The following is a 14,188-nucleotide window of genomic DNA, read 5'->3' as shown; positions in this document are numbered from 1 at the left end:
TGCGATGCCGGGGCCGTCTTCACCAAGCGCCGGGGGCCGGAAGGTCGCCGCGTTCGGCGGGGCGGCCCCGCTTGCATGTGCTGTTAGAGTCACACCGGCAGATGCGACCGAAGTGAGATTTCACACGGTCGTTTCCGCCGAACCTCATGGACCTGTAACCGGCCCCTCGGCGGCCATGAATTCGCCAGTCGCGCAGGAGGAATGGTGCTGACCGCGTTCGCTCGGGCTTTCCGTACGCCTGACCTGCGTAAAAAGCTGTTGTTCACGCTGTTCATGATCTTGGTGTTCCGGATCGGATCGATCCTGCCGACACCGAACGTGAACGTGAAGGTGCTGAAAGAGACGGCGGACCAGGCCAAGGATCAGAACCAGCTCTACGGCCTCGTTGACCTGTTCAGCGGCGGCGCGTTGCTGAAGCTGTCGGTGTTCGCGCTGGGGATCATGCCCTACATCACCGCGAGCATCATCCTCCAGCTGCTGACCGTTGTGATCCCCCGGCTGGAGGCCCTCAAGAAGGAGGGCCAGGCCGGCACCACGAAGATCACCCAGTACACCCGCTACCTGACGGTCGGCCTCGCGATCCTGCAGGCGACCGGCATCGTGGCGATGGCGAGCACCGGGCAGCTCTTCCAGGGTGTGAACACCAGCAACGGCGACATCCTGTACGACACGGGCGTGTTCCCGATCATCACGATGGTGATCTGCATGGTGGCCGGCACCTCGGTGATCATGTGGCTGGGCGAGCTGGTCACCGACCGCGGCGTCGGCAACGGCATGTCGATCCTGATCTTCACCCAGGTCGTCGCGGTCTTCCCCGCGCAGTTCTGGAGCATCTACCAGACCAAGAACGGCTTCGTCTTCGCGGTCGTCGTCCTGGTCGGTCTGGCGATCATGGCCGGTGTCGTGTTCGTCGAGCAGGCGCAGCGCCGCATCCCCGTCCAGTACGCCAAGCGCATGGTCGGGCGCCGCATGTACGGCGGCACCTCCACCTACATCCCGCTGAAGGTCAACCAGGCCGGCATCATCCCGGTGATCTTCGCCTCATCGCTGCTGTACCTCCCGGTGCTGGCGACGCAGCTCTGGCCCGACACCAAGTGGCTCCAGAAGCTCCAGCCCTACCTGCAGCCGAACAACGCCTGGCACATGGCGGTCTTCTTCGTCTTCATCATCTTCTTCACCTACTTCTACGTGGCGATCACGTTCAACCCCACTGAAGTGGCCGACAACATGAAGAAGTATGGTGGGTTCATCCCAGGTATCCGTCCGGGACGGCCGACCGCCGAATACCTCGACTTCGTGCTGACCCGGATCACCACACCCGGTGCGCTGTACCTGGGGCTCGTGGCACTGATTCCCATGGTGGCCTTCGCACTCCTGAAGGCCAGCCAGGACTTCCCCTTCGGCGGCACGAGCATCCTCATCGTCGTCGGCGTCGGACTGGATACCGTGAAGCAGATCGAGAGTCAGCTGCAACAGCGCAACTACGAGGGCTTCCTCCGGTAGTGCGTATCGTGCTGGTGGGCCCCCCGGGAGCGGGCAAGGGGACGCAGGCCCAGTTCATCGCATCTCATCTGTCCATCCCGAAGATCTCGACAGGTGACATCTTCCGCGCCAACGTGAGCGGCGGTACCGAGCTCGGCCGGCAGGCCAGGCAGTACATGGACCGCGGCGACCTCGTCCCCGACGAGGTCACGATCGCGATGGTGCGCGACCGGCTCGGCGAGGACGACGCGCGCGACGGGTTCCTGCTCGACGGGTTCCCGCGCAACGTCCCGCAGGCGGAGACGCTGAAGAAGATCCTCGCCGAGTGGGACACCCGCCTGGACATCGTCCTGGAACTGGTCGTCGACGAGGACGAGGTCGTCCGGCGGCTGTCGGGCCGGCGCACCTGCGACAAGTGCGGGCGCATCTGGCACGTCGACTTCGACGACAAGCAGGACGACATCTGCGACGACTGCGGCGGTCACCTGTTCCAGCGCGACGACGACAAGGAAGAGGTCGTCATGCACCGCCTGGAGGTGTACCGGCACGACACGGCCCCGCTGGTGCAGTTCTACGCCGACGAGGACATCCTCGTCGGCATCGACGCGACCGGCCCGGTCGAGGAGGTCACCAAGCGCGCGCTCACCGCGCTTCGGCCGCTGGAGAAATGACGGCGGGGCCCGTGGCGCACGGTGGGCCCGCCGGAGGACTGACCGAGGACTGACCATGGACGCGGCGCCGCCGCGTCCATGGGCCGGGCCCCGCCCCGACGAGCGGTCCCGGGCGAGGCGTTCAGGGGAAACATTGTTCAAACGGCGTAGGCCCGCGATCCAGGTGAAGACGCCGGAGCAGGTCGAGGCGATGCGCGCGGCCGGGCTGCTGGTCGGCGAGACCCTTGAGGTGCTGCGCGAGGCGGTCAGGCCCGGCATCACCACCATGGAGCTGGACGAGATCGCCGAGCGGCACATCCGCTCCAACGGCGGCGTCCCGTCCTTCAAGGGCTACCACGGCTTCACCGGGACGATCTGCGCGTCCATCAACGAGGAGATCGTGCACGGCATCCCCGCCCGGGAGCGGGCCGTGCAAGAGGGCGACATCATCTCCATCGACTGCGGCGCGATCGTGGAGGGCTGGCACGGCGACGCGGCGGTCACGGTCCCGGTCGGGGAGATCACCGATGAGCTGCGGACGCTCCTGGAGGTCACCGAGACGTCCCTGTGGCGCGGTCTGGCGGCCGGAAAGGCCGGGGCCAGGCTGAGCGACATCTCGCACACGATCGAGGCTCACATCCGCTCTCAGGGCCCCTACGGCATCGTTGAGGGCTACGGCGGGCACGGCATCGGCACCGAGATGCACATGGACCCGCTCGTCCCGAACCACGGGCCCGCCGGGCACGGCCCGGAGCTGGTGCCCGGGATGTGCTTCGCGATCGAGCCGATGGTCAACCTCGGCACCAAGGAGACCATCGAGCTCGACGACGGCTGGACGGTGGTCACCGCCGACGGCCGCCGCTCCGCGCACTTCGAGCACTCCTTCGCGGTCACCCCGGCCGGCCCCCGCGTGCTCACCGCACTTGACGAGGGGCGGGAGTGGTTCGCCAAGCTGGAGGCGGACGCTCCGTCCTAGCCGATCGAGACGAGGAGCCTTGCGATGGCGCCGAACCCTGACATCCGGGCGTCGGACGCCGACCGCGACCGGGTCGCCGCGAACCTGCGCGAGCACTGCGCCGTGGGCCGGATCACCGTCGAGGAGATGAACGAGCGCCTCGACCTGGTCTACCAGGCGAAGACCCTCGGCCACCTCCAGGCAGTCACCCACGACCTGCCGGAAGAGGACCTGCACCAACTGCCCGTCCCCGCGGGGCAGGGCAACAGCACCGCCTCGGTGGCGCCGCGCCAGTCCGGCGGCGAGCTGTACCGGCGCGGCGGACGGGCCATGTGGGGCGCCTGGGCCATGGTCAGCGGCATCAACTTCACCATCTGGCTGGTCATCGCCCTGACCGGGAACGTCGTCTACCCCTGGTGGCTGTGGGTCGCGGGCCCATGGGGCGCGCTGATCCTGCTCAGCTCGCTCCTGGGCCCGAAACGCCACGGCTAGAAGGCTCTACTCGACCTCCATGAGCGGCCGGTAGTTCCCCGTGGGGACGAAGTGCGTGGTCGCCATGCCGTCGTCCGCGACCAGGTGCACCGCGAACCCGGCGGGCTCCCCGGTCACCGCCGCCCGTCCCGGCCGGGTCAGGTCGAGGAACAGCTGCCGGTAGGTGCTCGGGCACGTGGTGCTCACCCGCCCGGCGAGCTGCCCGACCGCGCCCCGGTGCACATGCCCGCTGATGATCCGGACGACCTGCCGATGTCGCGCGATCACCGCCTCGAACCCCGCCGGGTCCACGAACCGCATGTCGTCGATGAAGCGGATCCCGATCGGGAACGGCGGATGGTGGGTCGCCACGACCGTGGGGACGTCGGGCGCGGCGCCGAGCGTCGCGTCCAGCCAGGCGAGCCGGTCCTCGCTCATGTGCCCGTGCGGATGCCCGTCCACGGTCGTGTCGCAGCACACGAGCCGCACCCCGCCGACGCTGACCGCGTACTGGACGGGCGCCTGTGGAGCGGTCCCGGTCTCGGCCACCGCCGGATGGTCGTTGAACGCGGCGCGCAGCGCGTCCCGGTCGTCATGGTTGCCGGGCATCGGGAACACGGCCATCGGCAGCGGCGACAGCAGCGCGTGCAGCCGCGCGTACTCCTCGGGACGCCCCCCGTCGGCGAGGTCCCCCGTCAGCACCACCGCGTCCGGCCGCGCCGGCAGCGACAGCAGGCTGGACACCGCCGCCCGCAGGGCCCGCACCGGCCCGGACCCGTCGTCCACCGCACCGTCCCGCCCCGCGGCGAGATGGATGTCGCTCAGCTGCGCGAGGATCACGGCATCGCCAGTGATCGCTGCGGACCGGCCTGGCGGCTCGCCGTGTGTATCGCAGTGCCCTTGGCGTCGGGCGTTGGGCGCCCTCCTTCAACGGCCACCGCGGCGATCGCTGTGTGTATCGCAGTGCCCTTGGCGTCGGGCGTTGGACGCCCTCCTTCAACGGCCACCGCGGCGATCGCTGCATCGCTCCGACTCGCCTGGCGGCTCGCTCCGCGATCAGGTTCTCGCAGGCTCGAACCTGCCTTCGGACGCGATCGCAACGCTTGGGGCTGAAGCGGGCTCAACTCGACCTCCATGTTCACAGTGTCCGTCGGCCGGCACCTTCGGCTCACCCTGGGACTCGCTGCGTGATCAGTTTCCCGCATGCACGAAACCGCCTTCGCACACGACCACGCCGCCCAGGCCCCGAGCAAGCGTCAGCTTCCCCGCCCTATGCCCTTTGACCTGCGGCGTTGCTGTGAGCGCAGCGTGGTTGCGCCACTCAGATTCGCATTGGCCCAGCTCCGGGCCCGCCGGGGAGGAACCGGCGGACGACCACCGCGCGGCGACCCGCGCGAGCGGTAAGCCCAGCCGCCCGGCAACCGAAACGTCCCGATCGCGTCCGAAGGCGGTGCGGCCCACCCGGAGAGGGGTTGGCTACACGTTCACGCGACGTGGGGGATGACCAGGGAGAGGGCGGAGGTGACGTCCTCGGCCGCCGGGGCCACGTCGGGGACCACGTCGCGGAGGGCCAGCCAGCCGTTGATGGCCTGGACGGTGGGCTTGGCCTCGATGAGCTGGGGGTCGTCCAGGCCGTACCAGGCGGCGACCTTGGACCAGCGCCAGAGGCGGTGGCCGGCGGTCGACATCTCCGAGGCGGGGAAGCCGCCGGGGCCGCGGGCGCCGGTGATCGCCAGGCGGACGGAGTCGAACGAGCGGCCGACGCGTTCGGCGATGTCGCGGATGGTCATCAGGGGGTCGGCCTCGACCTGGAGGACGTGCAGTTCCGGCGCGCTGGCCTCGACGTGCTCGACGACCTCCATGATCGCGGCGGCGAGGGTGGCGCCGGTCCAGGTGCAGGAGGCGTTCCCGGGACGTTCGGCGTGCTGCGGCTCGCTGATGATCGACACGGTGACGGCGCCGTGCGTCCGGTCGAACAGGGGGTCCAGCTCGTCCTCGTAGAGGGGACGGCTGAGGATCAGCGCGAAGTCATAGCTCGGCATGCTGACCCTCCTTCGGACGTCTTGACGCCCTGTCATCGCAGGGGAACCGCCCCGTAGGTTCCCCCGCCCGCTGCGCGGGCTCTCTCTGGAAAGGTACAACGCGGACGCGAGGTATGCTTGGGTCAGGACAGGTCTCCGGAGCCGTATCATGCGACAATTTCGCATTCGACGGCCCGGTGCCGTAGACTCCTATGCCGGTCCGATGTCGGCCGTCTGATTCCCTCTTCCCGGTGCTCTGCACCGTGTGTGTGGGTGTGGCCGCCTCCCCTCACGGGACTCCGGACCGGGTCCAATGAGCCGATCAGCGAAGCGCGGAGGACATGCCCAAGAAAGAAGGGGCCATCGAGATCGAGGGCACCGTCATCGAGTCCCTCCCGAACGCCATGTTCCGGGTGGAGCTCGACAACGGGCACAAGGTGCTCGCCCACATCAGCGGCAAGATGCGGATGCACTACATCCGGATCCTGCCGGACGACCGCGTCGTCGTGGAGCTGAGTCCCTACGACCTCACGCGCGGCCGGATCGTCTACCGGTACAAGTAAGAACGTCCACTGGGGTTGCCTTCCCCGCGCGTGGCGGCGCGGGGGTGACCCTGATTCCTAGGAGACCCAGTGAAGGTCAAGCCGAGCGTCAAGAAGATCTGCAACAAGTGCCGCGTCATCCGCCGGCACGGCCGGGTCATGGTGATCTGCTCCGACCCGCGCCACAAGCAGCGCCAGGGCTGACCGGCCGCACGGCCGGCAGCGCCTGACAACTGAAAGCGCATCGCAGCCTTCGCACGGGTAGCCGTACGACCTTGATCGGGTCGTGCGGCACCAGCGTGTGAAGGGGCACCCTCGGACCGCCGGAGGCCGGGGCCGCCACCCGGGCAGGGTGTGTGCGGAGGCGATGCGTCCATACCTCCGCGAAATGAAGGGAACTGCCCACGATGGCACGCCTCCTCGGCGTCGACCTCCCGCGCGAAAAGCGCTTGGAGGTCGCTCTCACCTACATCTTCGGCATCGGCCGGACCCGCGCTCTGGAGACCCTCGCGGGCACCGAGATCAGCGGTGACCTGCGGGTGCACCAGCTCGGCGACGACGAGCTGGTGAAGCTGCGCGACTGGATCGAGGCGAACTACAAGATCGAGGGTGATCTTCGCCGCGAGGTCCAGGCGGACATCCGCCGCAAGATCGAGATCGGGTGCTACCAGGGCATCCGGCACCGTCGCGGCCTTCCGGTCCACGGTCAGCGCACGCAGACCAACGCGCGCACCCGCAAGGGCAAGAAGAAGACCGTGGCCGGCAAGAAGAAGGCCGGCAAGAAGTAGTCCGGAGTCGGTCCTCCGGATCGATGACCTCAAGAGTAGAGAGAGCAGATGCCTCCTAAGAGCCGGGTCGGCGCCAAGAAGGTGCGCCGCAAGGAAAAGAAGAACGTCGCTCACGGGCACGCCCACATCAAGAGCACGTTCAACAACACGATCGTCTCGATCACCGACCCCAACGGCAACGTGATCTCCTGGGCCTCCTCGGGCCACGTGGGCTTCAAGGGCTCGCGCAAGTCGACCCCGTTCGCCGCGCAGCAGGCCGCCGAGGCCGCCGCCCGGCGCGCGATGGAGCACGGCATGCGCAAGGTCGACGTCTTCGTGAAGGGCCCGGGCTCGGGCCGCGAGACCGCCATCCGCTCGCTTCAGGCGACCGGCCTTGAGGTGGGCTCCATCCAGGACGTCACGCCCGTTCCGCACAACGGCTGCCGCCCGCCGAAGCGTCGGCGTGTCTGAGGCAGGGGAGATCTAGAACAATGGCTCGTTACACCGGTGCGGACTGCAAGCTCTGCCGCCGCGAGAAGATGAAGCTGTTCCTCAAGGGCAGCAAGTGCGAGGGCCCCAAGTGCCCGATCGAGATCCGTCCCTACCCGCCGGGTGAGCACGGACGCGGTCGGCCCAAGGAGACCGAGTACCTGCTCCAGCTCCGCGAGAAGCAGAAGGCGCGCCGTATCTACGGCGTCCTGGAGCGCCAGTTCCACAACTACTACGTCGAGGCCAACCGCCAGGGCGGCAAGACGGGTGAGAACCTGCTCACGCTGCTGGAGCGCCGTCTCGACAACGTGGTCTACCGCGCGGGCTTCGCCAAGTCCCGCGACATGGCCCGCCAGCTCATCCGCCACGGCCACATCAAGGTCAACGGCAGGAAGGTCGACATCCCGTCCTTCCAGGTGGCCGAGGCCGACATCGTCGACGTCAAGGGCAAGTCGCTGGAGATGACGCCCTTCCAGGTCGCCAAGGCCGAGGCGGGCGAGCGCCAGGTTCCGGCGTGGCTCGGGGTGGACGCCGACCGGATGCGGATCCTGGTCCACTCGCTGCCCGTCCGGCAGCAGATCGACGCTCCCGTCCAGGAGCAGCTGATCGTCGAGCTCTACTCCAAGTAGGGCTCGAACTCACCGGGATCCCGCGGGCCCGATCCGTGGGATCCTGGTGAGACTGGGAACAATCCAGAACGCGGTAGTCAAATAGCGGGCACCGCGGGAAGAAGGCACAACCATGCTCATCGCACAGCGTCCCACTCTCACCGAAGAGCAGGTCGACGAGTACCGGTCGCGGTTCACCATCGAGCCGCTGGAGCCGGGCTTCGGCTACACGATCGGCAACTCGCTGCGCCGCACGCTGCTCTCCTCGATCCCCGGCGCCGCCGTCACCAGCATCCGGATCGAGGGCGTCCTCCACGAGTTCTCCACCGTCCCGGGGGTGAAGGAGGACGTCACCGACATCATCCTGAACCTCAAGGAGCTGGTCGTCTCCTCCGAGCACGACGAGCCGGTGGTCATGTACCTGCGCAAGCAGGGCCCGGGCGAGGTGACCGCGGCCGACATCGCGCCGCCGGCGGGCGTCGAGGTCCACAACCCCGACCTGCACATCGCCACGCTGAACAACAAGGCCAAGCTGGAGATGGAGCTGACGGTCGAGCGCGGCCGCGGCTACGTCTCGGCCGCCCAGAACAAGCAGCCGGGCCAGGAGATCGGCCGGATCCCGATCGACTCCATCTACTCGCCCGTGCTCAAGGTCACCTACAAGGTCGAGGCGACCCGCGTCGAGCAGCGCACCGACTTCGACCGCCTGATCCTGGACGTGGAGACCAAGCAGGCGATGCTGCCGCGCGACGCGGTGGCCTCCGCCGGCAAGACCCTCGTCGAGCTGTTCGGGCTGGCCCGGGAGCTCAACGTCGAGGCCGAGGGCATCGACATGGGCCCGTCCCCGACGGACGCCGCGCTCGCCGCGGACCTGGCCCTGCCGATCGAGGAGCTGAACCTCACGGTCCGCTCCTACAACTGCCTCAAGCGCGAGGGCATCCACTCTGTGGGCGAGCTGGTCGCCCGCAGCGAGCAGGACCTTCTCGATATAAGGAATTTCGGCGCCAAGTCGATCGAAGAGGTCAAGCAGAAGCTCAACGACATGGGCCTGTCGCTGAAGGACTCCCCGCCCGGGTTCGACCCGAGCGCGGCGGCCGACAACTACGGCGACGACGACCAGAGCTACGCCGAGACCGAGCAGTACTAGAAGGCACGACCCCACGCGGCCGGGGGGACCTCCCCCGGCCGCGTCCGGCTGACATCGGTACCTGGTACGGCCGATGCAGGAAGGAAGCACCATGCCCAAGCCCACCAAGGGCCCCCGCTTCGGCGGCAGCGCCGCGCACCAGCGCCTGATCCTGGCGAACCTCGCCACCGCGCTGTTCGAGCACGGCCGCATCACCACCACCGAGGCCAAGGCCCGGCGGGTGCGCCCGCTGGCGGAGAAGCTGATCACCAAGGCCAAGAAGGGCGACCTGCACAACCGTCGCCTGGTGGCCCGGACGGTCCGCGACAAGAGCGTCCTGCACGAGCTCTTCACCGAGATCGCGCCGCGCTTCGAGAACCGCCCCGGCGGCTACACCCGGATCACCAAGCTCGGCCCCCGCAAGGGCGACGCCGCGCCGATGGCCGTGATCGAGCTGGTGCAGGAGCAGATGTCGGCGTCCACGGCGACCGCCCCGGCGACCGCCACCGCGACGCAGGCCCCGGCCGAGGACGAGGTCACGCTCACCAAGACCGAGGCGGACGACACCGAGGCGACCGCCAAGGACGAGGCCGCCGCCGAGACCGCCGCCGAGGCCGACACCGAGGCCCCGGCCGAGGACAAGGCCGAGGACGACAAGTAGCACGCTCTGCCGGATCGCCGGCATCGCGTCCCGCATGTGCTGGTTTGCTCCCCGGTGAGACCGGGGGGATTTCCAGTACCGGGGCGACGCGGTGCCAACAGGCCCACCGTCGGTACGGGACGGTGGGCCTGATCTTTGCCAGACTTGATCCCATGGTCACGTCAGGGGGGCGACGGTTCAGCGGGGGGCGTGTTGAGGGAGTGCCCGACGGGCGGAGGTGCCCGTCCGGCGGAACGGACGGACGTTGCAGAAGGACACGTCGGCTGACATGACCGCACTCGTACGGCTCCGGCTCGACATCGGGTACGACGGGTCGGGTTTCGCGGGCTGGGCGCGCCAGCCGAACCAGCGGACCGTCCAGGGCGTGATCGAGGACGCCCTGGCCCGGATACTGCGGCTCGACCCGCCGCCCATGCTCACCGTCGCGGGACGCACCGACGCCGGCGTCCACGCGAACGCGCAGGTCGCGCATCTGGTGGTGCCCGTCGCCGCCTACTCGGCGATCAACGGCACGATGCCGCGCAGGCTGGCCGGGCTGCTGCCCCCCGACGTGCGGGTCTGGCGCGTGTCGATCGCCCCCGAGGGGTTCGACGCGCGGTTCTCCGCGCTGTCGCGCCGCTATGTGTACCGGGTGTGCGACAACCCGGTCGGGGTGGCGCCGCTGCGGCGGCACGACGTCCTGTGGCATCCGCGTCCGCTCAGTTTGGACCGTATGAATGAGGCCGCGCGGCTGCTCGTCGGCGAGAACGACTTCGCCGCGTACTGCCGCAAGCGGGAGGGCGCGACGACGATCCGGGAGCTGCTGCGCTACGAGTGGGCGCGCGACGACCGCGACCCGCACCTCGCGCTCGCCACCGTGGAGGCCGACGCGTTCTGCCACTCCATGGTCCGGGCGCTCGTCGGCGCGCTGCTCATGGTCGGGGACGGGCGGCGCGAGCCGGAGTGGCCCGCGCAGGTGCTGGCGGCCCGCGTCCGCGACTCGGGCGTGAACGTGGCGCCCGCGCACGGGCTGTCGCTGGAGGAGATCCGCTACCCGAGCGACGACAGCCTCGCCCGCCGCGCCCAGGAGACGCGCCGCGTCCGCACCCTCAACGCGACGGCCGCGGCTCCTGTGGACCCCTCGGCCTAGCACGACATGCAGCAGGCGGCCCGCGTCAGCGACCGCACCGCCTTCCTCAACTTCGCGGGAACGGGCCAACGCGGCGCCTCCGCAGCGACCTCAGCCGTCACGCGGGCGCGTGGCTGACCGGTGGGGGCGAAGCCGGAGGCGAGCCCCCACCGGGAAGATCGCGAAGCGATGCCGCGCCCGCCAAGGCGCGGTCAAGGGGGCGAGCCGCCAGCGAGCCCCCTTGGGTCGGGGCTTCATTAACACGGCCGCCAGGCGAGTGCCTTGGGCCGGGGCTCGATGAGTTCAGCCGTGGTCGCGGGCCTCGATGGGGCGGACGTCATAGTCCAGGAACTGCTGGGCGATCTGTTTGATCATGGCGTCGCCGGGCTTGGTGGGCTTGCCGTCGGCGTGCTGCACGTAGGCGTAGACGAGGTACCGGCCGCGGACGGTGGACGCCGCGTACCCGCCAGCGCGGTCGATGTCGGGCGCGTGCTTGGCCGACATCCCCCGGAACCACTCGTACTTCCCGGGGTCTCCGGCCCGGCTGACCTTGAGCGCGGCGGCCTTGGTCGGCAGCACCGCGACGCCGGAGGTCACGGCGATGTCGCGGTTCCGGTCGAGGAAGGTGGCGCGGACGACCTTCCGGCAGTTCTCCTTGGTGAGCGCGGACAGCATCGCGCCGTTCGCCGCGTACCGCAGGTCCTTGTTGATCGACCAGCGGTCGCGGACGTAGGGGCGGCCGCCGAGCGTGATCGTGGGAGCCGGGAAGATCTCGGTGAACTCCATCTCCTTGGGGTCGGTCTTCTCGTCGGAGATGTCGACGGGGGGCGGCTTGGGCGCCGGGGTGGCGGCCTGCTGGGTGGGAGGTGCGGCCTTGCCCTTGTCCTTCTCGGGGCCCGACCCCGTCCCGCCGATGGCGAACAGCCCGATCACGGCGGCCAGCACGACCGCCGCGCCCCCGCCGATCAGCAGCGGGCGTCGCATGTTCCCGCCGCCGGGGCGCATGGGCGGTGGCGCGGCGCCGTCGGGACGGGGCGGGGGCGGCTGCTCGGACCCGGTGCTCGGGAACGGCCCGCTGCCGGTGGGCGGCACGACGCCGGGCGGCAGGATCGCGTCCGGCACGAGCACGGGCGCCAGCGGCACCTGCTGCTTCTCGGCCTCCTTGGCCTTCTCGAACGCCGACAGCCGCGCGGCCTCCTTCTCGGCCGCCTCGGGCTCGGGCTCCGGCTCCGGGCCGGCGGGCGGGGCCTCCTCGGGCTGCTTCACGAGGTGCTGCGCGGGCCGGACGGCGGGGATGCCGTCGGGGTCGGTGTCGGTGTCGTCCGGCGGCGGGCCGAGGAGCGGCTCGGCCGGGACGGCGCGGCGCGAGTCGACGCTCGGGGCGCCCCGTCCGGCGACGAGCCGGCCGGGCGAATCGCCCGGGGCCTGCACGGCGGCGACGACGGCCCGCACCGGCGGCTGCTCCTCAGCGGCCCCGGGTGGTTCCGGCACGGTGACGGGCGCGGCGGCCGGCACCTCGACCGGTGCCGCCAAGGGCGCCTCGACCGGCGCGGGGGCCTGGTGCGGGACGGCCGGGGCCGCGTCCTGCGTCTCGGCCGCCCACCAGGGAGTTTGCAGGCCGAACGGGGGAAGCGAGCGGGGAGCGGGGGGCGTGGGCTCCGTTCCGGCGGCGGCGCTCGCCGCGTCGCCGGAGGGCGCCTCGTCCGGGGAGGCCGCGCCGCCGAAGCTCGGCGGAGCCGCGGCGGCGGGTACGGCCCGCGCCCCCGCCGTCTCGGCGGGCTCCCGGGTGTCTTCAGGTCCAGACATAAGCAGACAGCGTATTCATAGCGGTCACTTTTGGAGAGGCTTGCCTTCGGTTTCCCTGTAGTGCAGGGCCAGCGAGAGCCCGCTGCCCTTGACGAGCTGCGCGCCGAACGCGCGGACGACCGAGTGGTACTTGGCGTCGATCTTCTTGCCGTCCGGCCGCTGCACCCAGGTCATGATGACGTAGTGGCCGAAGACCTCGGACGTGCCGAGCGCCTCGCCCTTGCCGTTGGTGCTGGAGATGCCCTTGCCGGGGAGCGCCTGGAGGAAGGCGTCCTTGTTGCCCGCAGCCTTCACGGCCTGCTTGGCGGCGGCCTCCGTCCTCAGGTTCAGGACGCCGACGGTGCCGATCAGCTTGCCCGTGCCGAGGGCGTAGGTGGCGCGCAGGGCCTGCGCGCAGCCGCCCCTCTTGAGCGTCTTCGTCAGCGTCGCGCCGCCGACGACGCCGGTGCAGCCCTTCTTGGAGTTCACGGCCGTCCGCAGGTACTTCTGCTTGCCCGCCTTGAAGGACGACTTGCCGAACACCTCGGTGAGCGTCAGCGCCTTCGGGTCGGTCGCGCGGCTCCTGAGCTTCACCGGCTCCAGCGCCGGGACCTCGGGGCTCGGCTGCGCCTGCGGCTTGGACGCGGTGGGGGAGGGTGCCGCGGCCTTCTTCGGCTTCGGGTCGTCCTTCATCATCGACGACACCCCGACGCCGCCGCCGATGAGCACGAGCCCCGCCGCCACCGCGCCGCCGATGATCAGCGGCAGGTTCCGGCGCCGCGCGGGCGCGGTGATCTCCTCGCGCCCGCCGGGCGGCAGCTCGCCCGGCATGCCGAAGGACTGCCCGGCGACGGGCTGGTCCGCGGGCGCGAAGGGGTTCGGGCCGGACGGGTCGTCCGGAGCGCCGAAGGGGTTGGCGCCGGGCGGCGGGTCGGGCGCGCCGAAGGGCGACCCGGCGACGGTCTCGTCCCCCGGGCCGAAGGGCTTCGCGCCGGACGGGGCGGCCGGGGCGGCCGGGGCGCCGAAGGGGTTCGGGCCGGACGGGTCGTCGGGCGGCCCGAAGGACTGTCCCGGCTGGCCCGGCTGTCCCGGCCGGCCCGGCGGCTCGAAGGACTGCCCCGGCGGCCCGAAGGACTGCGTGGCGGACGGCTCGCCGAACCCGCCGAACGGCTCAGGCGCGCCGAAGGGGTCGGGCACGCCGAAGGGGTCGGTGCCCGAGGGTCCGGGCCCGGCCTCCGCGCGCGGCGCGAAAAGGCTCTCGTCGTGGTCGCTGCCGTACGGGGACGCCTCTGGCCTGTCGCCTCCGGGTCCGTACGGCTCGTGCGGCGGCGGCACGGACGGCCGACCGCCGGGCTTGCCTTGATCGCCCGGATAACCCATGGGTGGGACCTTACCGTTCGTCGTTCAGGGCTCTGGACCTTCGGAACACCCACCATGACATGGGGGCGAACCGGGCGGCGGCGGTTTTGCCAAGGTCACGCCCGGTGCGCGCGCGGTGCCCCTACAGGGTCAGGGCCGGTCAG

Annotated in this window: 16 protein-coding genes; 12 read left to right on the top strand and 4 right to left on the bottom strand. The window is 70.3% G+C overall.

All coding sequences use genetic code 11. From position 1 onward, the window contains the following. Positions 1–204 precede the first annotated feature (204 nt). The 4 genes from secY (at position 205) to GNZ18_RS28945 (ending at position 3,579) form a co-directional block, all read left to right on the top strand. The gene (gene secY, locus GNZ18_RS28960) at positions 205–1,503 is read left to right on the top strand and encodes a preprotein translocase subunit SecY (protein WP_214618584.1); all 1,299 of its coding nucleotides are present in this window, start codon (positions 205–207) and stop codon (positions 1,501–1,503) included. Continuing rightward, a complete protein-coding gene (locus GNZ18_RS28955; RefSeq protein WP_214618235.1) occupies positions 1,503–2,153 on the top strand; it encodes an adenylate kinase in 651 nt (216 codons plus the stop codon). The genes secY and GNZ18_RS28955 overlap by 1 nt, the downstream gene beginning before the upstream one ends. Positions 2,154–2,286: 133 nt before the next feature. Continuing rightward, entirely contained in the window at positions 2,287–3,108 is an 822-nt protein-coding gene (gene map, locus GNZ18_RS28950; protein WP_156219752.1) for a type I methionyl aminopeptidase, read from the top strand. A 24-nt stretch (positions 3,109–3,132) separates the two neighbouring features. Continuing rightward, positions 3,133–3,579, top strand: coding sequence for a DUF1707 SHOCT-like domain-containing protein (locus GNZ18_RS28945; RefSeq protein WP_156219750.1), 447 nt, complete (start codon positions 3,133–3,135; stop codon positions 3,577–3,579). Between the two features lie 6 nt (positions 3,580–3,585). Here GNZ18_RS28945 and GNZ18_RS28940 read toward each other — a convergent pair whose 3' ends face one another. Together GNZ18_RS28940 and GNZ18_RS28935 are read right to left on the bottom strand one after the other, a co-directional pair. Continuing rightward, the gene (locus GNZ18_RS28940) at positions 3,586–4,398 is read right to left on the bottom strand and encodes a phosphodiesterase (RefSeq protein ID WP_312874807.1); all 813 of its coding nucleotides are present in this window, start codon (positions 4,396–4,398) and stop codon (positions 3,586–3,588) included. A 644-nt stretch (positions 4,399–5,042) separates the two neighbouring features. After that, positions 5,043–5,600 (bottom strand): hypothetical protein, encoded by a 558-nt coding sequence (locus GNZ18_RS28935; protein ID WP_156219749.1) that lies wholly within the window; start codon positions 5,598–5,600, stop codon positions 5,043–5,045. A 320-nt stretch (positions 5,601–5,920) separates the two neighbouring features. On the opposite strand from GNZ18_RS28935, the gene infA reads away from it, so the two are divergent. The 8 genes from infA to truA all read left to right on the top strand — a co-directional run bounded on the left by infA (position 5,921) and on the right by truA (position 10,901). Beyond that, positions 5,921–6,142, top strand: a complete 222-nt coding sequence (gene infA, locus GNZ18_RS28930; protein WP_018657567.1) for a translation initiation factor IF-1 — start codon at positions 5,921–5,923, stop codon at positions 6,140–6,142. Between the two features lie 69 nt (positions 6,143–6,211). Further along, the gene (gene rpmJ, locus GNZ18_RS28925) at positions 6,212–6,325 is read left to right on the top strand and encodes a 50S ribosomal protein L36 (RefSeq protein ID WP_021596712.1); all 114 of its coding nucleotides are present in this window, start codon (positions 6,212–6,214) and stop codon (positions 6,323–6,325) included. A gap of 203 nt (positions 6,326–6,528) precedes the next feature. After that, positions 6,529–6,909 (top strand): 30S ribosomal protein S13, encoded by a 381-nt coding sequence (gene rpsM / locus GNZ18_RS28920; RefSeq protein ID WP_067454606.1) that lies wholly within the window; start codon positions 6,529–6,531, stop codon positions 6,907–6,909. Between the two features lie 48 nt (positions 6,910–6,957). Further along, a complete protein-coding gene (gene rpsK / locus GNZ18_RS28915) occupies positions 6,958–7,359 on the top strand; it encodes a 30S ribosomal protein S11 (protein WP_021596710.1) in 402 nt (133 codons plus the stop codon). 20 nt (positions 7,360–7,379) lie between these two features. Next, entirely contained in the window at positions 7,380–8,006 is a 627-nt protein-coding gene (gene rpsD / locus GNZ18_RS28910; RefSeq protein ID WP_156219747.1) for a 30S ribosomal protein S4, read from the top strand. A gap of 112 nt (positions 8,007–8,118) precedes the next feature. Beyond that, entirely contained in the window at positions 8,119–9,132 is a 1,014-nt protein-coding gene (locus GNZ18_RS28905) for a DNA-directed RNA polymerase subunit alpha (RefSeq protein WP_131741171.1), read from the top strand. A 91-nt stretch (positions 9,133–9,223) separates the two neighbouring features. Beyond that, positions 9,224–9,772 (top strand): 50S ribosomal protein L17, encoded by a 549-nt coding sequence (rplQ, locus tag GNZ18_RS28900; protein ID WP_156219745.1) that lies wholly within the window; start codon positions 9,224–9,226, stop codon positions 9,770–9,772. A gap of 268 nt (positions 9,773–10,040) precedes the next feature. Continuing rightward, on the top strand, positions 10,041–10,901 hold the full coding sequence (gene truA / locus GNZ18_RS28895) for a tRNA pseudouridine(38-40) synthase TruA (protein WP_156219743.1): 861 nt from the start codon (positions 10,041–10,043) through the stop codon (positions 10,899–10,901). Between the two features lie 282 nt (positions 10,902–11,183). On the opposite strand, the gene GNZ18_RS28890 is transcribed toward truA, so the two are convergent. Continuing rightward, the gene (locus GNZ18_RS28890) at positions 11,184–12,686 is read right to left on the bottom strand and encodes a hypothetical protein (RefSeq protein ID WP_156219742.1); all 1,503 of its coding nucleotides are present in this window, start codon (positions 12,684–12,686) and stop codon (positions 11,184–11,186) included. 24 nt (positions 12,687–12,710) lie between these two features. Beyond that, positions 12,711–14,045, bottom strand: coding sequence for a hypothetical protein (locus tag GNZ18_RS28885; protein WP_156219741.1), 1,335 nt, complete (start codon positions 14,043–14,045; stop codon positions 12,711–12,713). Between the last annotated feature and the right edge of the window lie 143 nt (positions 14,046–14,188).

It is taken from the genome of Actinomadura litoris (assembly GCF_009733595.1).
Lineage (GTDB): Bacteria > Actinomycetota > Actinomycetes > Streptosporangiales > Streptosporangiaceae > Spirillospora > Spirillospora litoris.
The sequence above is the reverse complement of the archived record's forward strand: the minus strand, read 5'-3'. Positions and strand labels throughout refer to the sequence as shown.